Here is a 23,065-nt window from a genome sequence, read left to right as displayed (position 1 = left end):
GTCAACCAGTGTCACGCCATGGCTGCCGCGATCGCGTTCGCGATCCGCTGCGTCGCCTCCCTCGCCGGGCGGCTGACGCCGGTGATGTTGATGAAGGCGTGGATCAGCGAGCCCTCCCGGGCCAGCGTCGTGGGCACCCCGGCCTCCTCCAGACGGCGGGCGTACGCGATGCCCTCGTCGCGCAGCGGGTCGAAGCCGGCGACGGCGACGTAGGCCGGCGGCAGCCCCGCGAGGTCCTCGGCCAGCAGCGGCGAGGCGCGCGGGTCGAGCGCGTCGGCGGGATCGGCGAGGTAGCGCTCGCGGTACCAGTCCATGTGCCCTTCGGTGAGGAAGTAGCCCTCGGAGAACTCGGCGTAGGACGGGTGCTTGGTGGCGAGGTCGGTGACGGGGAACAGCAGCACCTGCAGCGCGGGGACGATGTCCCGACCGCGCAGGTCCTGGGCCAGCACCGCGCTCAGGTTGCCGCCCGCGCTGTCGCCCGCGACCACGATCCGGCGCGGGTCCAGGCCCCAGCTCGGCGCGTGCTCCACCGCGAAGTCCCAGGCCGCGAGTGCGTCCTCGGTGGCGGCGGGGAACGGGTGCTCGGGCGCGAGCCGGTAGTCCACGGAGAGGACGTCGACGCCGGCCTCCAGCGCGAGGAAGCGCACGGCCGAGTCGGTGCTGACGCGGCTGCCCAGCACCCATCCCCCGCCGTGGAAGTACAGGACGAGGCCCTTCGACTCAGTGGTCGCGCGGTACCGGGTGGCCGGGATCGGGCCGGCCGCGCTGGGGATCACGAGGTCCTCCTCGACGGCGAAGTCGGGGAAGACGTCGGCGAAGACGAGCGCCTCGTCGGTCAGCATCCGGCGCGCCTGCTCGACGGGATGCTGCGTGAAGTCGCCGCCGGGGATGCGGTTCATGACCCGCAGGGCGACCGCGATCTCGGGTGACAGGGTCTCCCCGTCGCGGTTGACCGGCGCGTGCCGGCCGAGCCGCGCGACCACGGAGTCGGGCAGCCGCGCGAAGCCTCGCACCACCGAGCGCTCGGCCTTCAGCGCGGCGGAGAGCCCGTGCCGCGTCGCGGCGCTCACTCGACCCAGCCCAGCGTGCGCTCGACGGCCTTCTTCCACTGGTGGTAGCCGGCCTCGCGCTGGTCGTCGTCCCACGCCGGGGTCCAGCGCTTGGACTCCGACCAGTTCGCCACCAGCTCGTCGGTGCTCGACCAGAAGCCCACCGCGAGCCCGGCGGCGTAGGCGGCGCCCAGGCACGTGGTCTCGGGCACCACCGGACGGCTGACCTCGATGTCGAGGATGTCGGCCTGGATCTGCATGCACAGCTCGTTGGCGGTGATCCCGCCGTCCACGCGCAGCACCTCCAGGTCGATGCCGGAGTCCGCCACCATCACGTCGACGACGTCCTTGCTCTGGTAGCAGATCGCCTCGAGCGCGGCGCGGGCCACGTGGGCCACGGTGTTGAAGCGCGAGAGGCCGACGATCACGCCGCGCGCGTCCGACCGCCAGTACGGCGCGAACAGGCCGCTGAAGGCCGGCACGAAGTAGACGCCACCGTTGTCCTCGACCGTCTCGGCGAGCGCCTCGGAGTCGGCCGCCTCGGCGAACACCTTGAGCTGGTCGCGCAGCCACTGGATGGCCGACCCCGTCACGGCGATGGAGCCCTCGAGCGCGTAGACGGGCGGCTCGTCGCCGAAGCGGTAGGCCACCGTGGTCAGCAGTCCGCGCTCCGAGCGCACGATCTCGGTGCCGGTGTTGAGGACCAGGAAGTTGCCGGTGCCGTAGGTGTTCTTGAGCATCCCGGGCTCGAAGCAGGCCTGGCCCACGAGTGCCGCGTGCTGGTCGCCGAGGTTGCCCGCCAGGATCACCTCGGAGCCGAAGGGGCCGTCCTCGGTCGTCCGGCCGAACTCCTGCGACGATGACGTGATCTCGGGGAGCATCTGCCGCGGGACGCCGAAGATCTCGAGCAGCTCGTCGTCCCACGTGAGGTCCTCGAGGTTCATCAGCATCGTGCGGCTCGCGTTGGTGACGTCCGTGACGTGCACCCCGCCGTCGGGCCCGCCGGTGAGGTTCCAGATGAGCCAGGTGTCGATCGTGCCGAAGAGGGCGTGGCCCGCCTCGGCGTCCTCGCGCACCCCGTCGAGGTTCTCCAGGATCCAGTGCAGCTTGCCGCCGGCGAAGTAGGCCGCGGGCGGCAGCCCCGACTTCGCGTGGATGACCTTGCCGCTGCCGTCCTCGTCGAGGCGCTTGGCCAGGTCGGCGGTGCGGGTGTCCTGCCAGACGATGGCGTTGGCGTAGGGCTCGCCGGTGCGCCGGTCCCCCACGACCGTGGTCTCGCGCTGGTTCGTGAGGCCGCCCGCGGCCAGGTCGGCCGCCGTGATCCCCGCCGCCTCGAGACCCTGCTCGACGACCTCGCGCGTGTGCTCCCAGATCTCGGTGGCGTCGTGCTCGACCCAGCCGGCCCGCGGAAGGATCTGCTCGTGCTCGACCTGGTGCCGGCCCTTCTCCTCGCCCTGGTGGTCGAAGACCATGAAGCGGGTGCTGGTGGTGCCCTGGTCGATCGCGCCGACGAACTGCTGTGACATGGGCCTCACCCTAGCCACGCGGGCGTGGCTGTTGCGTCATACGGAGCGGTCGCGCCGGCGACCGCTCCGTATGACGTCCCCGACCGCTGTGGACGCCGGATCGACCCGATCCGTTGGAAGCGCCACCCTCACGGGATGGATCAGAGCCTGCACGCCACGGCCACCGCGCAGGAGCAGGTGGTGAGCCGTCGCCAGCTGTTCGCCGCGGGAGTCACACGCGCCACCCTGCGAGCACAGCTCGAGGCCGGTCGGTGGCGGTCGTGGGGACGGCACGCGATCGCCTTGCACTCGGGGCCGTTGCCCCTGCGGTCGGTGTGGTGGCGCGCTGTCATCGAGGCCGGCCCCCGGTCGATGCTCGATGGCGTCTCCGCGCTCCAGGCGGCCGGTCTCACCGGCGTCGACGTCGAGACCGTCCGCGTGTCGGTGCCGCGCGGCGCCCGCACACCGAGGATCGCCGGCGTGACGCTCCGGCAGACCCGTCGGCTCACTCGGCGGGACCTGGCCGGTCCGGGTCTCCCCCGCGTCCGCGCCGAGATCGCGGCGGTACGCGCCGCCCTGTGGGCCCGCTCGGACCGGCAGGCGGCGTTCTTCCTGACCGCGAGCGTCCAGCAGCGACTCTGCCGCGCCGAGGACGTGGCTCGGGCGGCACTGGACATCCGGCGCCACGCACGCCGGCGGCTGCTGCTCGACGTCTCCACCCAGCTGGTCGACGGCGTGCGTGCGCTCGGCGAGCTCGACTTCGCCCGCCTGTGCCGCGAGCAGGGGCTGCCCGAGCCGACCCGTCAGGCACCGCGCAGGACCGCGCGGGGCTCGGCGTACCTCGACGTCGAGTGGTCCGAGTACGGCGTGGTCGTCGAGGTCGACGGAGTGCAACACCTCAGCGCGCCGGTCATGGTGGACGACGCGTTGCGCCAGAATCACCTGGTGCTGCATCGCTCCACCGTCATCCGCGTGCCGAACCTCGGGCTCCGCGTCGCGCCCCACGAGTTCCTGGCGCAGGTCAGGGCGGCGCTCGTGCGAGGTGGCTGGCGGCCCGAGCCGGACGTCATACGAAGCGGTGGCGCGGGCGACCGCTCCGTATGACGCAAGTCCGGTCCCGAGGCGTCATAGGGTGAGGCATGGCCGAACGCGTCGTCATCGTCGGAGCGGGACACAACGGGCTCGTGGCGGCGGCTCTGCTCGCCCGGGCGGGCGTCGAGGTGCTGGTGCTGGAGCGGCTCGGGAGGGTCGGTGGTGCTGCCGTCAGCGGCGCGCCGTTCGCCGAGCACGACGCGCGTCTCTCGCGGTTCTCCTACCTCGTGAGCCTGTTCCCCCAGGCTCTGATCGACGACCTCGGCCTCGAGCTGGAGCTGCGGTCGCGCGACACCGCCTCCTTCACGCCCTGGCACCGCGACGGGCGCGACGGCGGCCTGGTCGTCGAGACCCGGCCCGGGGAGGCCACACGGGCCTCGTTCGCCGAGCTCACCGGCGGCGACGACGAGCTCGAGGCCTGGAACCGGTTCTACGCCGAGATCGGCACGCTCGCCGACGCGATCGCCCCCACGCTGATGCAGCCGCTCCCCCACATCGGCGACCTGCGCGACCGGGTGGAGATGGCGATCTGGACCGATCTCGTCGAGCACCCGATCGGCACGGTGATCCGGCGTCGCTTCGCCGACGACGTCGTTCGCGGCGTGGTGGCCACAGACGCCCTCATCGGCACCTTCGCCTCCCTCGAGGACCTGTCCCTGGTGCAGAACCGCTGCTTCCTCTACCACCTGATCGGCAACGGCACGGGCGAGTGGCGGGTGCCCGTGGGCGGCATGGGCGCGGTCACCGCAGAGCTGGCCCGGGTGGCCACCGAGGCGGGCGCGACGATCCGGCTCAACTCCGAGGTCGACGGCATCGACGTGAGCGACGTCGACGTGACCGTGTGCGGTGACGGGTTCGTCGAGCGGGCCGACCACGTGCTCTTCGGCGCGGCGCCCTACGTGCTCGAGCGGCTGCTGGGCCACACCCCCACGTCCAAGCCCGCGGGCGCGCAGCTGAAGCTCAACCTCCTGCTGTCCCGCCTCCCGGCGCTCAAGTCCGGCGCCGACCCGGCGGTCGCGTTCGCCGGCACGTTCCACCTCGACGAGTCCTACGACCAGCTGCAGCGGGCGTGGGCGACCGCCGCCTCGGGCGACCTGCCCCCGGCCACGGGCGAGTTCTACTGCCACACCCTGACCGACCGCTCGATCCTCGGGCCCGACCTGCGCGACTCCGACGCGCAGACGCTCACCTACTTCGGCCTGCACACGCCGCCGGGCGTGCTCGACGCGCCCGGCGCGAAGGACGAGGCCGTCGCGCGGGTGCTCGCCGCCCTCGACGCCCACCTGGCCGAGCCGATCGAGCCCCTCATCCTCGGCCTGGAGGCCAAGACCCCCACCGAGATCGAGCACGAGCTGTGGATGCCGGGCGGGCACATCTTCCACGGCGACCTCACGTGGCCGTGGCTCGAGGAGGACGAGCGTCCCTACTCCCCCGCCCAGCGCTGGGGCGTGGCGACCGCGCACCCGCGCGTGCTGCTGTGCGGCAGCGGGACGCGGCGCGGTGGCGCGGTCAGCGGACTGGGCGGCCACAACGCCGCGCAGGCGCTGCTCTCCTAGCGCAGGCGCCCGTCGAGGAAGTCCAGCACGGCGCGGACCCCGCGCTCCTGCCGGTGCAGCGTCAGGGTGCTGTGCCGACGGCCCGGGAACTCGACCGCGGTGAAGTTCTCCCCCAGCTCCTCGTGAAGCACCTCGAAGCGGCGGCCCACCGCGGGATCGTCCTCGAATCGCAGGCCCAGGACGGGACAGCCGGCGTTCACGCGCCCCACGACGGTCTCGCGGTCGGCAGGAGACAGGCCGAGGTCGCGCGAGCGGGCAGGCGTGATCGGGAACGGCGCCGACGGCTGGGCCAGCACGGGCGCGACGACCGCGTCGTCCACCATCATCGCCAGCGCGAAGCCGCCCGTGAAGCACATGCCCACCGCGCCGACCCCCGGTCCGCCCACCGAGCCGTGCAGGTCGCTCGCCAGCGCGGCCAGCCACCGGGTCACCGGGGCGGTCCGGCGCAGCGCCAGCGCGCTGAACTCCTTGCTGACGCACCCCCGCACGAGGGACTTCACGGTGTACCCCGCGGTCATCGGCCGACCCGGCTCGCCGAACAGCTGCGGCATCACCACGGTGAACCCGTGGGCGACGAGCTCCTGCCCGAAGGCGATGACCTCGGGCGTCATCCCGGGGATCTCGTGGATCACCACGACACCCGGCCCGCTGCCCTGGCGCCACGTCTCGTGGGTGATCCCGTCGTGCGTGAACGTGCCCTGGTCCCACCGTGCGAGCGCTGTCATGGCGGAAGCATGGCACTCGATTTCATGTCGCGTGAAGGTATGCGGTAGAGTTGGTGATCGCGCAGCGCGCGAGCACCCCTAGCTCAATTGGCAGAGCAATTGACTCTTAATCAATGGGTTCTCGGTTCGAGTCCGAGGGGGTGTACCAATGTCGAAGGCCCCGGTTCGCCGGGGCCTTCGACGTTGGTGGCTCAGCGCACCTCGAAGCCTTGCGTGCCCTCGGGCTGGAGGTCGGTGACGTCGCGGGAGTCCACCCGGGCGCCGGGCGGCCCCTCCGCCATCCACGCCAGCACCGTGTCCACCGCCGAGGGCGCGCCCTGGAGCTCGGCCTCGACGCTGCCGTCGGCGCGGTTGCGGACCCAACCCGACACGCCTGCGCGTTCGGCCACCACGCGCAGGCTGAAGCGGTAGCCCACGCCCTGGACGGTCCCGCGCACCACGACGCCGACGCGCCTCATGTCAGGTCGAGCCGTACTGCTTGATCGCCCGGCTGATGCTGGTGTGCGAGACGCCGACCTCGTCGGCGATCTCCTGGTAGGACATGCCCGCCTCGATGGCGGTCGCCAGGGCGGCGGCCCACTCGCGCCTCGCGCGGGTGATCGCCTCCTCGTACTCGGCCGAGGCGGCGTCGTACGACTCACGCGCGGCACGGAGTGCCTGCGGCACGGTTTCGTCGTACTCACGACGGTGGCGGAAGGCCATGGGGTCAACCTACGACCCCCGGGGGCCAACCGCACGGGTGATTTCGTGAGTGCACGAACCATTAGTACACTGACGGCATGGCCGCCCCGAATCCGCTGTCCCTCGACGAGCAGGTCTGCTTCGCGCTGTCCGTGGCGTCGCGCACCGTGATCGGCTGCTACCGCGACGTCCTCGAGCCGTTGGGCCTCACGCACCCGCAGTACCTCGTGATGCTTGCGCTGTGGGAGAACGACGGGCTGACGCTGCGCGGCCTGAGCGACGTGCTGCGCCTCGAGCCGGCCACCGTCTCTCCCCTCGTCAAGCGCCTCGAGGCATCCGGCCTCGTCCGCCGCGACCGCCGCGCCGGTGACGACCGCGCCTTCGCCCTCACCGTGACGCCCGAGGGCCGGGCGCTGCGCGAGCGAGCCCTCGCGGTCCCGGCCACGATGCTCGACCGGTTCGACATGGACGTCGCCGAGCTGGAGCAGGTCAACCGGTGGCTGCACGAACTCATCGAGCGGGCCGACCGCGCCCACGAAAGGACCACGGCATGAGCCAGCGCCTCCCCGACGCCTCGGAGGAGTCCCTCAACATCGTCCGACGCCGGATCATGGCGATCACCTGGGTGGTCACGTCGATCCACGGCCTGTTCGGCGCGATCGGCGCCGCCTACGCCCTCGGGGCCGACCGGCGCAGCGACCAGATCATCCTGCTGGTGGTCTCGGTGCCGCTGGCGCTGATCATCTACGGCGTCACCGTGGTGATCCTCGACAAGCCGCCGCTCAGCTGGCGCACCACCCCGTGGCTCGTGCTGCTGCTGTCGTTCTGCGTGGCCGGCTTCGTCTGGGTGCTCTGACTCAGCGCTGGAACGCGTCGGGGACGCCGTCGGCGTCGTCGTCGCGCGACTCCTGCTCCTCGACCTCGCGGTAGTGGCGGTTCCTCGCCCGCAGCACCACCGCCGCGAGCGCGGCCGCGACGAGCGAGCCGAGCAGGACACCGATCTTCACGTAGTCCTCGCGTCCCTCGTCGACGAAGGCCAGGTCGCCGATCAGCAGCGAGACGGTGAAGCCGATCCCCGCGAGCATCGCCACCCCGATCACGTCGATCCAGCGGATGCTCGGGTCCAGCTGGGCGCGCGTCGTCGCCGACAGCAGCATCGAGCTGCCGACGATGCCGATCGGCTTGCCGAGCACGAGACCCAGGACGATGCCCCACGTCACCGGGGAGTCGAAGGCACCCGAGAGCACCTCCCCCGACACCGCCACCCCGGCGGCGAAGAACGCGAACACCGGCACGGCGAAGCCCGTGGACACCGGCCGGACGCGGTGCTCCATCCGCTCGGCGACGCTGTGGTGGCCGTGCGCCGGGACGGTGAAGCCGAGCAGCACGCCCGCGACGGTCGCGTGGACGCCGGACTCGTGCATGAGCACCCACGTCACCACGGCGAGCGGGATCAGCAGCCACCACCAATTCGGGGCGCGGCGGGCAACGACCGCGAAGGCGAGCAGCGGGATGAACGCCGCGGCGAGCATGGCCAGGTCGAGCTCGGCGGTGTAGAACACCGCGATCACGGTGATCGCCAGGAGGTCGTCGACCACGGCGAGCGTCAGCAGGAAGGTACGCAGGGCCAGCGGCAGGTAGGTGCCCAGCACCGCCAGCACCGCCACGGCGAAGGCGATGTCGGTCGCGGTCGGGATGGCCCAGCCGTGCGTGGTCCCGTGGCCGGCGTTGATCGCCACGAAGATGAGGGCCGGAGCGATCATGCCGCCCACCGCCGCGACCACGGGCAGCATTGCGCGGCGCGGATCACGCAGGTCGCCGGCGACGAACTCCCGCTTGAGCTCGAGTCCCACGACGAAGAAGAAGATGGCCAGCAGGCCGTCGGCCGCCCACGCCGAGACGGTGAGGTCCAGGTGCAGGGAGGCCGGACCGATGCGCGTCTCCGCCAGGTCGAAGTACGCATCCGACCACGGCGAGTTCGCCAGGACGAGAGCCGCGACCGCGGCGACCAGCAGGATCGTCCCGCCGACCGTCTCGCGGCGCAGCACGTCGGCGACGCGGGAGGCCTCAGGCCAGCTTCCGCGGGTGAACAGACCAGGTGAGCTCATGGGTTTCCTCGAGGGGTCGGCGGCAGGACGCCGACCAGACTTCCCGGCACACCTGACTCCACCCTAACGGGCGCGAGGCACGGGCTCAGGAGTAGATCATGCAGGTGGTGGTGCCGTGGGCGACGAGCTTGCCGTTCTCGTCGAGCACCTTGCCCTCCGCCGTGGCCGTGCTGCGGCCCACGTGGATCACGTTCCCGGTGCCGGTCAGCGTGCGGCCGTCGACCGGGACCGTGCGGATGTAGTTGACCTTGAGCTCGAGCGTTCCGTAGCCGACGCCGGCACCGAGCGTCGTGTGGACCGCGCACCCCATGACGGAGTCGAGCAGCGTGGCGCACGCACCGCCGTGCAGCGTGCCCAAGGGGTTGGCGGCGGTGGGCAGCGACTGGATCGAGAACGAGGCGGTCCCCTCCTCCAGCGACACGATCCGCATCCCGAACAGGTCACCGATCACGGCGGGTCGCTGGTCGCTCGGCAGCGCGAACGCGAACCGCAGGAACTCCAGGCCGCTCATACGGGACATGGCGGCGAGCTGGTCGTCGGTCAGGCCGGGGGCACTCATGCTGGTCAATGTAGACCGATCGGTCTACTGTGTCCACATGGCCTCCCGCCCCTCCCCTCGCGAGCGGCTCCTCGACGCCACGATCACCTCCCTGCGCCGCCACGGCGTCCAGGGCACCGGCATCGCCGATCTGCTCCACACGAGCGGCGCGGCACGGCAGTCGATCTACCAGCACTTCCCGGGCGGCAAGGCCGAGCTGGTCGCGGCGGCGACGCGGCGGGCCGGCGAGTTCATCGTCCGCTCCGACGAGCCGGCCGATCCGCACGCCCATCTCGACCGCCGCATCGACTGGGGGATCGGCCAGATGCGGCGACACGACTTCGCGCTGGGCTGCCCCGTAGCGGCCGCCGCACTCGCCGGCAGCGAGTACCCGGAGGTGGTCGAGGCGGCGGCCGAGGCGTTCGCCACGTGGACCCGGTCGTTCGCCGACCGCCTGGTCGCGGCAGGTGCGGAGCCGGAGGCCGCGACGGCGTTCGCGCGCTTCCAGATCAGCGCCATCGAGGGCGCCATCCTGACCGCGCGTGCCCTGCGCACCGTGCAGCCCCTCGAGGACCTGCGCACGCACCTTCACCGGTTCGTCGACGACCTGCTGCCACACTGAGCCTGTGTGGGTGGGATGGATCGAGTTCGATCTGCGACTGGGTGACGTGCACTCCCTGAAGGAGAAGCGCGCGATCGTGCGACCCATCGTCAACGAGCTGCGGCGCCGGTTCTCGGTGTCCGCGGCCGAGACCGACTCCCTCGACCTGTACCGCCGCGCCGGGATCGGCGGGTCCCTCGTGTCCATCGACCGGTCCCACGTGGTCGACGTGCTGGACTCCGTCGAGCGCTGGATGGCCGACCGGCCGGAGGTCGAGATCCTCCAGGCCCACCGCCACCTGGCGAGCAGCGCCGACGACGAGGACGACCAGGGCGAGCTCCCGTTCGGCTGAGCCGCTGCGTTCGCGCAACCGGGTGGGCCTCCCTAGGCTGCATGTGACTCCGATCACCACCTGCAGGGGGCGCGATGAGCACGGCCGAGGAACGACCGACCACCTACCGCACGTTCGACGAGGTCCAGGAGACCCTGAGTCCGGCGGAGCAGCGGTTCGAGCGCATCCGCCGCACCACCGGCCTGTTCGCCGGGCCCGTCCTGGGGATCGTGGTCTACCTCGCGTGCAGCTCGCTCGACGAGCCGGCTCAGCGGCTGGCGGGTGTCCTGGCCTGGGTGGCCGTCTACTGGATCTGCGAGGCCATCCCGATCCCGGTCACGGCCATGCTGGCGATGGCGGCGGTCATCGCACTGGGGATCGCCCCGGCCGACGACGTCTTCGGCTCCTTCGGCAACAGCACGATCTTCGTCTTCATCGGCGGCTTCATCCTGGCCGAGTCGATGAGCAAGCACGGGCTCGACCGGCGCTTCGCGTTCGGCATCCTGAACCTGCCCGGGATCGCCCGGTCGACGACGCGCATCGTGGTGGCGTTCGGCGTGATCACGGCCGTGCTGAGCGGCTTCGTCTCCAACACCGCCACCGCCGCGATGATGATGCCGATCGCCGCCGGCATCGTCGGATTCATGGCCTCGGCGATGCGCCGCAGCGGTGACGGCGACGTCGACGTGAACCCCCAGCGGCTCCGGTTCGCCACCGCGCTGATGCTCATGGTCGCCTACAGCGCGAGCGTCGGCGGCCTGCTCACCCCGGTGGGCAGCCCGCCCAACCTCATCGGCCGGGCCTACTTGGAGGAGGAGCTGGACATCACCATCCCGTTCTTCCAGTGGATGCTCCTGGCGTTCCCGCTCGTCCTGGTGATGTTCGCCGTCCTGTGCGTCCTGCTGGTGCGGCTCAACAAGCCCGAGCTCAAGCACGTGGAGGGCGTCGAGGGCTACATCACCGAGGAGCGCGAGAAGCTCGGCTCGATGGGCACCGGCGGTCGCAACACCCTCATCGCGTTCGGCGTCGCGGTCACCCTCTGGATCCTGCCGGGCGCGGTCGGCCTGGTCACGGGCGGCGAGTCCGCCACCTACGACTGGCTGCTGGAGCACCTCGACGAGGGCGCCGTGGCGATCTTCGCGGCCTCGCTGCTCTTCCTGCTGCCGCTGAACTGGGAGAAGCGCGAGTTCACCCTGAACTGGAACGACGCGGTCAAGATCGACTGGGGCACGATCATCCTGTTCGGCAGCGGCATCGCCCTCGGCGGGCTGCTGTCGTCCACGGGCCTGGCCGAGACGATGGGCACCTCCCTGGGCGACCTGCTGGGCACCGAGACGCTCGTCGGCATCACGATCCTGGCCACCGTCATTGCCGTGATCATCAGCGAGACCACGAGCAACACCGCCAGCGTCGTGGTGGTCGCGCCGATCGCCGCCCAGCTGGCGCTCGCGGCCGACGTGAACCCGGCGATCCCCGTGCTGGCCGCCATCTTCGGCGCGTCGTTCGGGTTCATGCTGCCGGTGTCGACGCCGCCGAACGCGATCGTCTACGGCACCGGAATGGTCCCGATCACCAAGATGCTGCGCTCCGGCATCGTGTTCGACGTCATCGGCATCGTCATCATCGTCACGGGCGTCACCGTCATGGCGAACCTGCTGGGGATCGGCTGACGCGCTTGCGGATCCCCCACTGGGAGAACACGAACGCGGCCAGGGCGACGGCCATGAGCAGCACCAGCCCGATCGTGTAGCTGTGGTCCTCGGCGTCGTCCGTCGCGCCCATCACGAGCGGCGGGAAGACCCCGCCGAGGCCACCGGCGGCGCCGACGATCCCCGTCACGCTGCCGACCCGCTCCGGCGGTGCCAGCTGCGCGACCCACGCGAAGACGGCGCCGGTACCGAGGCCGAGGAAGAGCGCCAGCAAGATGAACGAGGCGCCGGCGGGAATCTCGGGCACGGGCTGCAGGGCCACCACGCCGGCCATCACGACGGTGCCCACCAGCGAGACGCCGGTGACGACCTTCGGGCCGAGCCTGTCCGACAGGGTGCCGCCGAGCGGACGCGCGGCCACGGCAGCCAGCGCGAACCCCGCGGTGCGCGTGCCCGCGGCGGCCAGGTCGAAGTCGTACACGTCCTTGAGGTAGGTCGGCAGGTAGGTCGAGAAGGCGACGAAGCCGCCGAAGGTCACGGCGTAGAGGAACGACATCTGCCACGTGATCGGCAGCTTCAGGGCAGCGACCAGCTTGGGCGCGACCGGGTCGCTGTTGGCGGTCCAGGCTGGCGAGTCGCGCATCATCACCCACGACAGCACCGCCACCGCGACCAGCGCCGCCGCGATCAGCACGTGCGTGAGCCCGTAGCCGAACCACTCCACCATCCGCGGGGTGAAGAACGACGAGAGCGCCGTGCCGCCCATGCCCGCTCCGAAGACGCCGGTGGCGAAGCCTCGTCGCGGCTTGTCGAACCATGCGTTGACGAACGGGATGCCCACCGCGAACGTCGTGCCCGCGATGCCGAGGAAGAACCCGAACACCAGCAGGAGGGGGTACGACCCCCGGTCGCCGGCGAAGGCGACGAGCAGCACGAAGGGAGCCGACACGATCATCAGGACGGGGAACATGATCCGGCCGCCGAAGCGGTCGGTCATCGCTCCGGCGAGGATGCGCCCGAGCGAGCCGACCAGGACGGGCGTCGCCACCAACAGCGACTTCTCGTTGGCGGTGAGGTCGAGCTGCTCGGCGTAGCGCACGCCCAGCGGCCCGATGACGTTCCAGGCCCAGAAGCTGATCGTGAAGGCGAGGGTGGCCAGGGCCAGGTTCCTCCCCCGGCCGGCCTCGAGCTGGTGCTGCTGATCGCTCATCGTGATCTCCTTCCGCGTGCGTTGTCGCGCGTGCCGACGGGGTCCCATCCGGCCCGCGGGGCGCGGGCCCCGGCGCTGCGTCCCACGTCGCGACTGCGGTAGACGATGTAGGGACGGAACAGGTAGTGCAGGGGCGCCGTGAAGGCGTGGACCAGCCGGGTGAACGGCCAGATCGTGAACAGCAGCATCCCGACCAGGACGTGGATGTGGAACTGGTACGGCGCCGCCGCCATCGCGTCGACGTTCGGCTGGAGCGCGAAGATCGACCGGAACCACGGCGAGACCGTCTCGCGGTAGTCGTGCGCGTCGTGCCCGGCGCCGACCGACACGAGGGTGGTCCACAGTCCCAGCACGATGGCCGAGACCAGCACGACGTACATGACCTTGTCGTTCGTCGTCGTGGCCATGAAGACGGGACCGGTGGTGCGACGGCGGTAGATCAGCAGCACGATGCCCGCGAGGGTCGCGATCCCCGCGATCGCGCCGAAGAACAGGGCGTTGAAGTGGTAGAGGTCCTGCGAGACGCCGAGCGCCTCCGTCCAGCTCTTGGGGATCACGAGGCCGCCGAAGTGCCCGATCGCGACCATGAGGATGCCGAAGTGGAACAGCGGGGAGCCGATCCGCAGCAGCCGCGACTCGTAGAGCTGCGACGAGCGCGTCGTCCACCCGAACTTGTCGTAGCGGTAGCGCCAGATCGTGCCGCCGACGAGGACGGCCAGCATGACGTAGGGCAGCACGCCCCAGAGCAGGACGTCCATCAGCGCGCTCCTTCCGCCAGCGGCAGCAGCCGCGGGTCGTACGGCTCCAGTCCCACCGACTCGACCGGCTGCACCGGACCGGCCAGCGCCATCGCCTCGGTCCTCGTGCGCGGCGACGCACCCGGCAGGGTGGCGCACACGGCGCGCCCCGCTCCGGCCCACGGCGACGCGTCGTCCTCGAGCTCGATGCGCAGCAGCTCCAGGCTCGCGCGGTACTTCTGCAGCAGCGCGGTGCCCGTCTCGGGGTCGACGACGGCCGCGAACTCCAGGACCACCGGCAGGTGGTCGGGCAGCTCGCCGTCCAGGCGGACCACCTGGCCGCTGTCGCGGTAGACCTGCTTGAACGCGGCCAGCACCTCGCCGCGGCGACGCGTGTCGCCCTCGGTCCAGTAGGACAGGTGCAGCGCGTGCCGCCGGGTCAGGTCGAACGTCTCGACGTAGTCGTGTCGCAGCTGCTCCGCCGGGACCTGCGCGAGCGCCTCGACGACGGCGAGCAGCTCGCGCACCGCCTCGGTCGGCCGGCGCTGCTCGCGCAGGGCGGTGGCGAGTCCGGGGAGCGCCTGGACCACGTCGTCGTGCGGGTAGGACAGCACCCACGAGGCGACCTGGTGGACGATGCGCGCGCTCACGCGTCCGCGCCCCGGTCGGGGAACATCCCGGCGGGCGTGCCGTTGCCGTCCCAGTTCAGCAGGTTGACCCGGCCACGCAGCTGGTCGTCGCTGGCCAGCGAGTCGCCCTCCTGGCGGTTCTTGAGCGCGTGGAAGGTCTCGACCGCGACCGGCACGGGCCCGCCGCTGGCCTCGCCGAACGGACCCGAGCCGCCCATTCCGGGGCCCTCGTCGAAGTCGAGCGAGCAGCCGAGCTCCTCGAGGTCGTGCGCCTGCTCGGCGTGCGCCTTCGGGATGACGTAGCGCTCCTCGTACTTCGCGATGGCCATCAGCCGGTACATCTCGTACATCGACTCCTCGGTCATCCCGACGGCCTCGGGGATCGACGCGTCGCCCTCGCGGCCGAGGCTGACGTCGCGCATGTACGACCGCATCGCCGCGAGCTTGTTGAGCACCTCGGTGATGACCTGGGTGTCGCCGGCGGTGAAGAGCTCGGCGAGGTACTCCACCGGGATCCTCAGCGCGTCGATCGCGCCGAACAGCGTCGCGGGCGCCTCCGCGTCGTGGCCCTGCTCGCGCAGCAGGTCGACGATCGGCGACAGCGGCGGGACGTACCAGACCATCGGCATCGTGCGGTACTCCGGATGCAGCGGCAGCGCGACCCGGTACTTCTTGGCCAGCGCGTAGACCGGCGACCGGCGGGCGGCGGCGATCCAGTCGTCGGGGATGCCCTGCTCGCGGGCGGCGCGCGCCACCTCGGGATCGTCCGGGTCGAGCATGAGGTCGAGCTGCGCCCCGTACAGGTCCTGCGGATCGGGGGTCGACGCCGCGTCCGTCACGGCGTCGGCGTCGTACAGGAACAGCCCGAGGTAGCGCAGCCGGCCCACGCACGTCTCGGCGCACACGGTCGGCAGGCCGACCTCGATCCGCGGGTAGCAGAAGGTGCACTTCTCGGCCTTGCCGGACTTGTGGTTGAAGTAGATCTTCTTGTACGGACATCCGGTGATGCACTGGCGCCAGCCGCGGCAGCGGTCCTGGTCGACCAGGACGATGCCGTCCTCCTCGCGCTTGTAGATCGCGCCCGACGGGCACGACGCCATGCACGAGGGGTTGAGGCAGTGCTCGCAGATGCGCGGCAGGTAGAACATGAAGGTCTGCTCGAACTCGAACGTGATCCGGTCCTCGCTCTCGCGGCGGACCTTCTCCACGATCGGGTCGAGGTGCCCCAGCTCGCTCGTGCCGCCGAGGTTGTCGTCCCAGTTCGCCGACCACGAGATCTTGGTGTCCTCGCCCGTGATGAGCGACTTCGGCCGGGCCACGGGGAAGTCGTCGCCGAGCGGTGCGTCGATGAGCGTGGAGTAGTCGTAAGTCCACGGCTCGTAGTAGTCGCTCAGCTCGGGCTGGACGGGGCTGGCGAAGATGCCGAACAGCTTCTTCAGGCGTCCGCCGGCCTTGAGCACGAGGTTGCCGCGGCCGTTCAGCTCCCAGCCGCCCTTCCATTGCTCCTGGTCCTCGTAGCGGCGCGGATAGCCTTGGCCGGGCCGGGTCTCCACGTTGTTGAACCACACGTACTCGGTGCCCGCGCGATTCGTCCACGCCTGCTTGCACGTGACGGAGCACGTGTGGCAGCCGATGCACTTGTCGAGGTTCATCACCATGCCCATCTGGGCCATGACACGCATCAGTACGTCACCTCCTGCGAACGGCGACGGATCGTCGCGATGATGTCCCGCTGGTTGCCGGTGGGACCGAGGTAGTTGAACGCGTAGGACAGCTGCGCGTAGCCGCCGATGAGGTGCGTCGGCTTGACCAGCACCCGGGTCACGCTGTTGTGGATGCCGCCGCGACGGCCCGAGAACTCCGACTTCGGCACGTCGATCGTGCGCTCCTGCGCGTGGTGGACGAAGGTGACGCCCTCGGGCAGGCGGTGCGTCACGATCGCCCGGCACACGAACACGCCGTTCGGGTTCGAGCACTCGATCCAGTCGTTGTCGCTGACCCCGATCGCGGCGGCGTCCTCCCGGCTGAGCCACGCGGTCGGACCACCGCGCGAGAGCGACAGCATCAGCAGGTTGTCCTGGTACTCCGAGTGGATCGACCACTTCGAGTGCGGCGTCAGGTAGCGCACCGTGATCTCGCGCTCGCCGTTGTCGCCCAGGCGCGGCCCGCCGAACAGCCGGCTCATGTCCAGGGGCGGCCGGTAGATCGGCATCGCCTCGCCGAGGTCGCGCATCCAGTCGTGGTCGAGGAAGAAGTGCATCCGCCCGGTGAGCGTGTGCCACGGCTTGAGCCGCTCGACGTTGACCGTGAAGGGCGCGTACCGCCGGCCGCCGGTCTCGGAGCCCGACCACTCCGGGGAGGTGATGACGGGCACGGGTGCCGCCTGCGTCTGGGCGAAGGTGATCCGCTTCTCCTCCGATCCCTCGGCGAGGTCGGCGAGCCGTTTGCCGACCCGCTTCTCCAGCGTGTGGAAGCCCTGCGTGGCCAGCTCGCCGTTCGTCGTGCCCGACAGCGTCAGGATCGCCTCGGCCATCTTGGAGTCCGTGTCGATCGCGGGGCGGCCCGCGGCGGGACCCGAGTCGAACACGCCGCCGGACCTCGCGAGGATGTCGAGCGCCTTCGACAGGTCGAACGTGACGTTCTTGACGCCGAAGCCCAGCCGGTCGGCGAGGGGGCCGATCGCCTTGAGCTTGTCGGCCACCGCCGTGTAGTCGCGCTCGATGACGTGCAGCGCCGGCATCGTGCGGCCCGGGATGGGCTCGACGTCGCCGCGCTTCCAGTCCAGCACCACGCCGCCGGGCTGCGAGGTCTCGCCCGGGGTGTCGTGCTGCATCGGGACGGCGACGATGTCCTTGCGGACGCCCAGATGCGTTCTCGCGAGCTCGGAGAACTTGCGGGCGACGTGGTGGAAGAGGTCGAAGTCCGTCCTGGACTCCCACGGCGGGTCGATCGCCGGCGTGAAGGCGTGCACGAACGGGTGCATGTCCGTCGAGGACAGGTCGTGCTTCTCGTACCAGGTGGCGGCCGGGAAGACGACGTCCGAGAGCAGGGTGGTCGACGTCATGCGGAAGTCCGCGGAGACGAGCAGGTCGAGCTTGCCCTCGGGCGCCTGCTCGCGCCAGACCACGTCCTTGGGGCGCACGGCCGGCTCCCCGTCGACGGCCACGGCGTTCGAGTGCGTGCCGAGCAGGTGCTTGAGGAAGTACTCGTTGCCCTTCGCGGAGGAGCCGAACAGGTTCGACCGCCACAGCATGAGGGTGCGCGGCCAGTTCTCGGGCGCGTCGACGTCCTCGATCGCGAACCTCAGCGTTCCGTCCTTGAGCCGCTGCACCACGTAGTCGTTGACGTCCGTGGCGGTGCCCGCATCCACCGCCGCCTGCGCCTCGTCCGCGAGATCGAGCGGGTTGCGGTCGAACTGCGGGTAGAAGGGCATCCAGCCCATCCGCGCCGACTGGGCGATCGTGTCGGCGGTGTGCATGCCGGAGAGGTGACCCTCGGCCAGCGGCGACGCGAGCGCGTCGGCGCGGTAGCCGTCGGTGCGCCACTGGTCGGTGTGCATGTACCAGTACGAGGTACCCGTCATGGTGCGCGGCGGGCGGCTCCAGTCGAGGTTGTTGGCCAACGAGATCCAGCCCGTGATCGGACGGCACTTCTCCTGGCCGACGTAGTGGGCCCAGCCGCCGCCGTTGCGGCCCATGCAGCCCGTCAGCAGCAGCATTGACAGGATCGCCCGGTACGTGGCGTCGGCGTGGAACCACTGGCACACACCTGCGCCCAGGATGATCATCGAGCGGCCGCCGGACTCCTCCGCGTTCGTGGCGAACTCGCGCGCGATGCGCAGGCACGCCTCGGCCGGGACGCTCGTGATCTCGGCCTGCCAGGCGGGCGTGTACGGGGACTCGGCGTCCTCGTAGCCGGCCGGCCACTCGCCCGGCAGGTCGGGGCGGCCCACCCCGTGCTGCGCCAGCATGAGGTCGAACACGGTGGTGACGAGCCGGTCGCCGATGCGGGTGACCGGCACGCCGCGACGCAGCACCTCCCCGTCGCCGTTGAGCCCCGCGAACGCTGGCAGCAGCACCTCGGCGGCGTCGGGCTCGAGCTTCGCGTCCCGCAGCGACAGCGCCGGGGTGACGCCCTGGAGGTCGAGGTTCCACCTGCCCTCCCCCGACTCGGAGTAGCGGTCGCCCAGCGTGCCGTTGGGGACCACCGGCTCGCCCGTGGCGGCGTCGATCAGGACGGTCTTCCAGGCGCCCTCGGGCGCCTCGTCGCCGAGGTCCCGCGCGGTGAGGAACTTGCCCGGCACGAGTCCGCCGTGCTCCTCGTTCGGCGTGAGCGTGATGAGGAACGGCAGGTCGGTGTACTGGCGGACGTAGTCGACGAAGAACGGCACGCGGCGCTCGACGAAGAACTCCTTGAGGATGACGTGGGTCATCGCCATCGCGAGGGCGCCGTCGGTGCCGGCCTGCGCGGGCAGCCACTCGTCGGCGAACTTCGTGTTGTCGGCGAAGTCGGGACTGATCGTGACGACCTTGGTGCCGCGGTAGCGGACCTCGGCCATCCAGTGCGCGTCCGGCGTGCGGGTCACGGGGACGTTCGAGCCCCACATCATCAGGTACGTCGAGTCCCACCAGTCGCCCGACTCGGGTACGTCGGTCTGGTCGCCGAACACCTGGGGGCTCGCCACGGGGAGGTCGGCGTACCAGTCGTAGAACGACGTCATCGCGCCACCGAGCAGGTGCGTGAAGCGGGCGCCCACGGCGTGCGACACCATCGACATCGCCGGGATGGGGCTGAAGGTCGCGATCCGGTCGGGACCGTGCTCCTTGATCGTGTGCACCTGCGCGGCGGCCACCATCTCGACGGCCTCGGTCCAGTTCGTGCGGACGAAGCCACCCTTGCCGCGCGCCTGCTGGTAGCGGCGCCGGCGCTCCGGGTCGCCGACCACGTCGGCCCACGCCAGCACCGGATCGCCGAGGCGCTCCTTGGCCTCGCGGTACATCTCGAGCAGCACGCCGCGGGAGTACGGGTAGCGCACGCGGGTCGGCGAGTAGGTGTACCAAGAGAAGGCAGCGCCCCGAGGGCAGCCGCGCGGCTCGTACTCGGGGCGATCGGGTCCGACGGAGGGATAGTCGGTCTGCTGGGCCTCCCACGTGATGATCCCGTCCTTGACGTAGATCTTCCAGGAGCACGAGCCCGTGCAGTTCACGCCGTGGGTGGACCTCACGACCTTGTCGTGGCTCCAGCGGTCGCGGTAGAAGACGTCGCCGCGACGACCACCCTCGCGGAACACCGCCCTGCCGTCGTCCGTCTCGTCCCATCGCGTGAAGAACCGGCCGGTTCGCAGCAGTGCAGCGCTTGCGGGGCCATCGGGAGGCTTCGCCATGGCTCCAACCAAGTCTCTGGGGTGGGTCACACGCAACCCTCGTGTCACCTGGGGCACGATGAGGCCATGTCCCGGCTCCACGCGATCGTCCTGGCCGGCGGGCGTTCGAGCCGGCTGGGCGGGATCGACAAGGTCCTGGTCCCGGTGGACGGAACGCCGTTGCTGGGGCGGGCCATCGACGCCGTGGCGGACGCCGCGGACGTGGTGGTCGTGGGTCCGCGACGCGATCTCGACCTCGGTCGCGAGGTCGTCTGGGTGCGGGAGGACCCGCCGTTCGCCGGCCCCGCCCACGCGGTGGTCGCGGGCCTGGCCGCGCTGGCACCGGGTACCGCCGACGAGATTCTCGTCCTCGCCGCCGACCACGTCCGGCCCGACCTCGTGGTGGCGGCGCTGCGCGACGGCACCGGCAACCGGGTGGCGGTCGACCCCTCGGGCCGTCGCCAGTGGGCCGCCAGCGTGGTCCGGGCCGGCGACCTGGCCGCGGCGGTCGCGTCCCTGCCCACGGAGGGCCTCTCCCTGCGATCCTTGATCGGCCGGCTGGACCCGGTCGACGTCCCTGTCAGCACCGAGGCCGGTGCGGACCTCGACACCCCCGACGATCTGGAGGAGTACGCCGATGACGAACGATGAGACCCTCGCGCGCTGGTGGCAGGCCCTGACGACCGAGCTGGGCATCGCACCCGACGCCGATCCCGAGGCCCTGCTGGACCTCGCCGGTACGGCGGCGCACTCGGTCGTACGACCCGCCGCGCCGCTGACCACGTTCCTGGTCGGCTACGCCGCCGGCCTGGCCGATGCCGACCGGGACGGGTTGGCCGACCTGGTCGCCCGCGCCGAGCGCGCCGCGGAGGACTTCGCGTGACCCACCCCTCCTGGGACGAGGCCCGCGAGATCGCGCAGGCCTCGATCAGCCCCGGCGAGGTGATCGAGCTCCTCGTCACGGAGGCGCTGGGCACCACGGCCGCCGAGGACCTGTGCGCCCTCGGCCCGGTCCCCCACGCGACCACCTCGGCCATGGACGGGTGGGCCGTGGCGGGCCCCGGGGCCTGGCGCCTCGACCTGTCCGAAGGAGCCCTCGCGACCGGCAGCGCCCGGCCGATCGTCACGGGAGGCGTTCCCCCGGAGGGCGCCGATTCCGTGCTGCCCTCCGAGCTGGGCCGGGTCGAGGGCGACCTGCTCCACGGCGACGCTCCCCCGCCCGGCCGGCACCTGCGACCCGCGGGCGAGGAGGCCGCGCTCGGCGACGTGATCGTTCCGGCCGGGTCGGCACTGACCCCGGCGAGGCTCGCTGTACTGGCCGCCACGGGCCACGACCACGTGGGGATCCGCCGTGCCCCGCTCGTGCACCTGCTGGTCACGGGCGACGAGCTCGTCGGGTCTGGCCTTCCCCAACCGGGTCAGGTGCGCGACGTCATGACGCCCATGCTGCCCCCGCTGCTCGCCGCGCTCGGCGCCAAGACCTCCCACCACGACCACGTCCACGACGAGGCGACCGCCGTGGCCCGGACGGCGCGGTCGAGCGACGCGGACCTCCTGATCAGTGCGGGCGGAACGGGTCACTCCTCGGCCGACCCGATCGCGGGCGCGTGGTCCTCACTCGGCGCCGAGGTGCGCTTCCGCGGCGTCGACGTGCGTCCGGGGCACCCCGTCTCGCTGGCGGTCCTGCCCGACGGGCGCCCCTGGCTCGCCCTGCCCGGCAATCCCCTGGCCGCGGCGCTGACGGCGCTCTCGTTCGTGCCGGCACTGGTCGCCGGATTCACGGGTGGTGCCCTCCGTGAGCCCGCGGTCGCCGTCGCCGGGGCGGCGTTCGAGGGCCGGGCCGGCACCACCCTCGTCCCTGCCGTGCACACCCCGGACGGGGTCGTCCCCGCCGGGACCAGCCGACCGCACATGCTGCGTGGACTGGCCGAGGCCGACGTCGTCGCCGTCGTGCCGCGCGCGGGAATCGCACCCGGCGGCCGGGTGGACGTGCTCCCCCGCGTTTGGTGACACGACCCGCTCGTCCCGCCCTACACTCCTGACCCATGAGCGACGCGCTGTTCGACAACCTCTTCGCCGCGCTCGAGGCCGCGCCCGAACAGCACGACCTGCGGCTGCAGGTCGCCCGGATGCTGCTCGAGCGAGGCCGCGTTGACGAGGCCGCCGAGCACGCGTCGATCGTCCTGCGCGCACGCCCGTCCGACGCGGCCGCGCTCGAGGTCCTCACCCGTGCGGCGTCCGGGACGGCGGCCCCTCACGAGCCGCCGGACGCCACGAACGTCGAGGGCGGGTTCGACTGGAGCCAGGCCGAGGACGACCTCGACCTCGACCTCCCGCCCCCGTTCGTGTCCCAGGGCGAGAAGGTCGGCGCGGGTGGCAGCGACGTCGATCCGGTCCTCGACATCGACACCGAGGTCGTCGTGCTCGACGACGTCGGCGGCCTCGACTCGGTGAAGCAGCGCATCAACGAGGCGTTCCTCGACCCCATGCGCCCCCCCGAGATCGCCCAGGCCTTCGGCACGTCACTGCGCGGCGGCCTGATCCTCTACGGGCCGCCCGGCTGCGGCAAGACGTTCATCGCGAAGGCGATCGCCGGCGGGCTGGGCGTGCGCTTCCTGACCGCCTCGATCGCCGACGTGATGGGGCCGTACCAGGGCGAGAGCGAGAAGAACCTGCAGCGACTCTTCGCGGCAGCGCGCGAGCTCGCACCGGCCGTGCTGTTCCTCGACGAGATCGACGGCCTCGGCGCGAAGCGCTCGGGCATCGGCAGCGGCTTCTCCGGCATGCGCGCCGTCGTCAACCAGCTGCTCATCGAGCTCGACTCCGTCGGCTCGGACAACGACGGCCTCTTCGTCCTCGCCGCCACGAACCAGCCGTGGGAGGTCGACCAGGCCCTGCTGCGACCGGGTCGCTTCGACCGCATGCTGCTGGTCGTCCCGCCCGACGCGCCCGCCCGGGCTGCCATCGTGCAGAAGGCCTTCGCCCGCCGGCCCATCGCCGGCATCGACGTGGACGCCATCGTCGCCCGCACCGAGGGCTTCTCGGGCGCCGACCTGACCCATCTCGTCGAGGCCAGCGCGCAGAAGGCGCTCACCCGGTCACTCGGCGACGGCCAGGTGCGCCCCATCGGCATGGACGACGTCGTCGCCGCGCTGGCAGAGATCAGGCCGTCGACCACCAGCTGGCTCCAGTCGGCCCGGAACGTCGTGGAGTTCGCCAACGCCGACGGCCGCTACGACGAGCTGGAGGCCTACCTGAAGTCTCGTCGGATCCGCTGACACGGCCGGAGGAC

General features: G+C 71.4%; 23 protein-coding genes and 1 tRNA gene. 12 read left to right on the top strand and 12 right to left on the bottom strand.

The annotated features are described in order from the left end of the window. Positions 1–11: 11 nt before the first annotated feature. Both H1W00_RS07635 and glpK read right to left on the bottom strand, forming a co-directional pair. On the bottom strand, positions 12–1,070 hold the full coding sequence (locus tag H1W00_RS07635) for an alpha/beta hydrolase fold domain-containing protein (protein WP_181755152.1): 1,059 nt from the start codon (positions 1,068–1,070) through the stop codon (positions 12–14). Beyond that, positions 1,067–2,575 (bottom strand): glycerol kinase GlpK, encoded by a 1,509-nt coding sequence (gene glpK / locus H1W00_RS07630; RefSeq protein ID WP_181755151.1) that lies wholly within the window; start codon positions 2,573–2,575, stop codon positions 1,067–1,069. Before glpK ends, H1W00_RS07635 begins: the two co-directional genes overlap by 4 nt. Positions 2,576–2,710: 135 nt before the next feature. Between glpK and H1W00_RS07625 the strand changes: the two genes are divergently transcribed. Then, positions 2,711–3,658: a PDDEXK family nuclease gene (locus H1W00_RS07625; protein WP_181755150.1), complete on the top strand. Its 948-nt coding sequence runs from the start codon at positions 2,711–2,713 to the stop codon at positions 3,656–3,658. A 35-nt stretch (positions 3,659–3,693) separates the two neighbouring features. Further along, positions 3,694–5,202, top strand: coding sequence for a phytoene desaturase family protein (locus H1W00_RS07620; protein WP_181755149.1), 1,509 nt, complete (start codon positions 3,694–3,696; stop codon positions 5,200–5,202). Here H1W00_RS07620 and H1W00_RS07615 read toward each other — a convergent pair. Beyond that, positions 5,199–5,927 carry a dienelactone hydrolase family protein gene (locus H1W00_RS07615; protein WP_181755148.1) on the bottom strand — a complete coding sequence of 243 codons (729 nt, stop codon included), beginning with the start codon at positions 5,925–5,927 and terminating at the stop codon, positions 5,199–5,201. The two genes, H1W00_RS07620 and H1W00_RS07615, sit on opposite strands and share 4 nt — an antisense overlap. A gap of 72 nt (positions 5,928–5,999) precedes the next feature. On the opposite strand from H1W00_RS07615, the gene H1W00_RS07610 reads away from it, so the two are divergent. Continuing rightward, positions 6,000–6,075: transfer RNA gene (locus H1W00_RS07610), tRNA-Lys, on the top strand. A 43-nt stretch (positions 6,076–6,118) separates the two neighbouring features. Here the strand turns inward: H1W00_RS07610 and H1W00_RS07605 are convergent. Beyond that, entirely contained in the window at positions 6,119–6,385 is a 267-nt protein-coding gene (locus H1W00_RS07605; RefSeq protein WP_181755147.1) for an acylphosphatase, read from the bottom strand. A gap of 1 nt (position 6,386) precedes the next feature. Beyond that, positions 6,387–6,629, bottom strand: a complete 243-nt coding sequence (locus H1W00_RS07600; protein WP_181755146.1) for a helix-turn-helix domain-containing protein — start codon at positions 6,627–6,629, stop codon at positions 6,387–6,389. 77 nt (positions 6,630–6,706) lie between these two features. On the opposite strand from H1W00_RS07600, the gene H1W00_RS07595 reads away from it, so the two are divergent. Together H1W00_RS07595 and H1W00_RS07590 are read left to right on the top strand one after the other, a co-directional pair. After that, on the top strand, positions 6,707–7,162 hold the full coding sequence (locus H1W00_RS07595) for a MarR family winged helix-turn-helix transcriptional regulator (protein ID WP_181755145.1): 456 nt from the start codon (positions 6,707–6,709) through the stop codon (positions 7,160–7,162). Beyond that, entirely contained in the window at positions 7,159–7,464 is a 306-nt protein-coding gene (locus H1W00_RS07590) for a hypothetical protein (RefSeq protein WP_181755143.1), read from the top strand. Before H1W00_RS07595 ends, H1W00_RS07590 begins: the two co-directional genes overlap by 4 nt. Position 7,465: 1 nt before the next feature. Here the strand turns inward: H1W00_RS07590 and nhaA are convergent, their stop codons facing one another. Both nhaA and H1W00_RS07580 read right to left on the bottom strand, forming a co-directional pair. Then, positions 7,466–8,716: a Na+/H+ antiporter NhaA gene (gene nhaA, locus H1W00_RS07585; RefSeq protein WP_181755141.1), complete on the bottom strand. Its 1,251-nt coding sequence runs from the start codon at positions 8,714–8,716 to the stop codon at positions 7,466–7,468. A gap of 85 nt (positions 8,717–8,801) precedes the next feature. After that, the gene (locus tag H1W00_RS07580; protein ID WP_181755139.1) at positions 8,802–9,275 is read right to left on the bottom strand and encodes a PaaI family thioesterase; all 474 of its coding nucleotides are present in this window, start codon (positions 9,273–9,275) and stop codon (positions 8,802–8,804) included. Between the two features lie 37 nt (positions 9,276–9,312). Here H1W00_RS07580 and H1W00_RS07575 point away from each other — a divergent pair, with 37 nt between their 5' ends. From H1W00_RS07575 to H1W00_RS07565, 3 genes are all read left to right on the top strand, one after another. Further along, positions 9,313–9,876 carry a TetR/AcrR family transcriptional regulator gene (locus tag H1W00_RS07575; protein ID WP_181755137.1) on the top strand — a complete coding sequence of 188 codons (564 nt, stop codon included), beginning with the start codon at positions 9,313–9,315 and terminating at the stop codon, positions 9,874–9,876. 10 nt (positions 9,877–9,886) lie between these two features. Further along, complete coding sequence (locus tag H1W00_RS07570; RefSeq protein ID WP_338072854.1) at positions 9,887–10,207, top strand: DUF503 domain-containing protein; 321 nt, start codon at positions 9,887–9,889, stop codon at positions 10,205–10,207. A 74-nt stretch (positions 10,208–10,281) separates the two neighbouring features. Further along, positions 10,282–11,856, top strand: coding sequence for an SLC13 family permease (locus H1W00_RS07565; RefSeq protein WP_181755132.1), 1,575 nt, complete (start codon positions 10,282–10,284; stop codon positions 11,854–11,856). On the opposite strand, the gene H1W00_RS07560 is transcribed toward H1W00_RS07565, so the two are convergent. The 5 genes from H1W00_RS07560 to H1W00_RS07540 are packed head-to-tail and all read right to left on the bottom strand — an operon-like array spanning position 11,828 to position 19,794. Beyond that, positions 11,828–13,045, bottom strand: a complete 1,218-nt coding sequence (locus tag H1W00_RS07560) for an MFS transporter (RefSeq protein ID WP_181755122.1) — start codon at positions 13,043–13,045, stop codon at positions 11,828–11,830. The genes H1W00_RS07565 and H1W00_RS07560 overlap by 29 nt on opposite strands. Continuing rightward, positions 13,042–13,803, bottom strand: a complete 762-nt coding sequence (gene narI / locus H1W00_RS07555; protein ID WP_181755120.1) for a respiratory nitrate reductase subunit gamma — start codon at positions 13,801–13,803, stop codon at positions 13,042–13,044. Before narI ends, H1W00_RS07560 begins: the two co-directional genes overlap by 4 nt. After that, positions 13,803–14,432, bottom strand: coding sequence for a nitrate reductase molybdenum cofactor assembly chaperone (gene narJ, locus H1W00_RS07550; RefSeq protein WP_338072853.1), 630 nt, complete (start codon positions 14,430–14,432; stop codon positions 13,803–13,805). The genes narI and narJ overlap by 1 nt, the downstream gene beginning before the upstream one ends. Next, positions 14,429–16,093 carry a nitrate reductase subunit beta gene (gene narH, locus H1W00_RS07545; RefSeq protein WP_181755118.1) on the bottom strand — a complete coding sequence of 555 codons (1,665 nt, stop codon included), beginning with the start codon at positions 16,091–16,093 and terminating at the stop codon, positions 14,429–14,431. The genes narJ and narH overlap by 4 nt, the downstream gene beginning before the upstream one ends. Next, positions 16,093–19,794 carry a nitrate reductase subunit alpha gene (locus H1W00_RS07540; RefSeq protein ID WP_181755116.1) on the bottom strand — a complete coding sequence of 1,234 codons (3,702 nt, stop codon included), beginning with the start codon at positions 19,792–19,794 and terminating at the stop codon, positions 16,093–16,095. The genes narH and H1W00_RS07540 overlap by 1 nt, the downstream gene beginning before the upstream one ends. A gap of 66 nt (positions 19,795–19,860) precedes the next feature. Here H1W00_RS07540 and mobA point away from each other — a divergent pair, with 66 nt between their 5' ends. The 4 genes from mobA to H1W00_RS07520 are packed head-to-tail and all read left to right on the top strand — an operon-like array spanning position 19,861 to position 23,051. Then, positions 19,861–20,424, top strand: coding sequence for a molybdenum cofactor guanylyltransferase (gene mobA, locus H1W00_RS07535; RefSeq protein WP_181755114.1), 564 nt, complete (start codon positions 19,861–19,863; stop codon positions 20,422–20,424). After that, the gene (locus H1W00_RS07530) at positions 20,411–20,656 is read left to right on the top strand and encodes a DUF6457 domain-containing protein (protein ID WP_181755112.1); all 246 of its coding nucleotides are present in this window, start codon (positions 20,411–20,413) and stop codon (positions 20,654–20,656) included. Before mobA ends, H1W00_RS07530 begins: the two co-directional genes overlap by 14 nt. Beyond that, positions 20,653–21,783: a molybdopterin-binding protein gene (locus H1W00_RS17045; RefSeq protein WP_181755110.1), complete on the top strand. Its 1,131-nt coding sequence runs from the start codon at positions 20,653–20,655 to the stop codon at positions 21,781–21,783. Before H1W00_RS07530 ends, H1W00_RS17045 begins: the two co-directional genes overlap by 4 nt. Before the next feature lie 35 nt (positions 21,784–21,818). Further along, positions 21,819–23,051, top strand: coding sequence for an ATP-binding protein (locus tag H1W00_RS07520; protein ID WP_181755108.1), 1,233 nt, complete (start codon positions 21,819–21,821; stop codon positions 23,049–23,051). Positions 23,052–23,065 lie beyond the last annotated feature (14 nt).

The sequence above is a fragment of the Aeromicrobium phoceense genome, from assembly GCF_013868155.1.
Taxonomy (GTDB): domain Bacteria; phylum Actinomycetota; class Actinomycetes; order Propionibacteriales; family Nocardioidaceae; genus Aeromicrobium; species Aeromicrobium phoceense.
Note: the sequence above shows the minus strand (reverse complement) of the source record. Positions and strands in the feature narration are given on the sequence as shown.

Bases quoted from the DNA above. Each gene is read 5' to 3' on its own strand.
- glpK (WP_181755151.1), bottom strand. From the start codon at position 2,575: ATGTCACAGCAGTTCGTCGGCGCGATCGACCAGGGCACCACCAGCACC.
- H1W00_RS07625 (WP_181755150.1), top strand. From the start codon at position 2,711: ATGGATCAGAGCCTGCACGCCACGGCCACCGCGCAGGAGCAGGTGGTG.
- H1W00_RS07620 (WP_181755149.1), top strand. From the start codon at position 3,694: ATGGCCGAACGCGTCGTCATCGTCGGAGCGGGACACAACGGGCTCGTG.
- H1W00_RS07615 (WP_181755148.1), bottom strand. From the start codon at position 5,927: ATGACAGCGCTCGCACGGTGGGACCAGGGCACGTTCACGCACGACGGG.
- H1W00_RS07605 (WP_181755147.1), bottom strand. From the start codon at position 6,385: ATGAGGCGCGTCGGCGTCGTGGTGCGCGGGACCGTCCAGGGCGTGGGC.
- H1W00_RS07600 (WP_181755146.1), bottom strand. From the start codon at position 6,629: ATGGCCTTCCGCCACCGTCGTGAGTACGACGAAACCGTGCCGCAGGCA.
- H1W00_RS07595 (WP_181755145.1), top strand. From the start codon at position 6,707: ATGGCCGCCCCGAATCCGCTGTCCCTCGACGAGCAGGTCTGCTTCGCG.
- H1W00_RS07590 (WP_181755143.1), top strand. From the start codon at position 7,159: ATGAGCCAGCGCCTCCCCGACGCCTCGGAGGAGTCCCTCAACATCGTC.
- nhaA (WP_181755141.1), bottom strand. From the start codon at position 8,716: ATGAGCTCACCTGGTCTGTTCACCCGCGGAAGCTGGCCTGAGGCCTCC.
- H1W00_RS07580 (WP_181755139.1), bottom strand. From the start codon at position 9,275: ATGAGTGCCCCCGGCCTGACCGACGACCAGCTCGCCGCCATGTCCCGT.
- H1W00_RS07575 (WP_181755137.1), top strand. From the start codon at position 9,313: ATGGCCTCCCGCCCCTCCCCTCGCGAGCGGCTCCTCGACGCCACGATC.
- H1W00_RS07565 (WP_181755132.1), top strand. From the start codon at position 10,282: ATGAGCACGGCCGAGGAACGACCGACCACCTACCGCACGTTCGACGAG.
- H1W00_RS07560 (WP_181755122.1), bottom strand. From the start codon at position 13,045: ATGAGCGATCAGCAGCACCAGCTCGAGGCCGGCCGGGGGAGGAACCTG.
- narI (WP_181755120.1), bottom strand. From the start codon at position 13,803: ATGGACGTCCTGCTCTGGGGCGTGCTGCCCTACGTCATGCTGGCCGTC.
- narH (WP_181755118.1), bottom strand. From the start codon at position 16,093: ATGCGTGTCATGGCCCAGATGGGCATGGTGATGAACCTCGACAAGTGC.
- H1W00_RS07540 (WP_181755116.1), bottom strand. From the start codon at position 19,794: ATGGCGAAGCCTCCCGATGGCCCCGCAAGCGCTGCACTGCTGCGAACC.
- mobA (WP_181755114.1), top strand. From the start codon at position 19,861: ATGTCCCGGCTCCACGCGATCGTCCTGGCCGGCGGGCGTTCGAGCCGG.
- H1W00_RS07530 (WP_181755112.1), top strand. From the start codon at position 20,411: ATGACGAACGATGAGACCCTCGCGCGCTGGTGGCAGGCCCTGACGACC.
- H1W00_RS07520 (WP_181755108.1), top strand. From the start codon at position 21,819: ATGAGCGACGCGCTGTTCGACAACCTCTTCGCCGCGCTCGAGGCCGCG.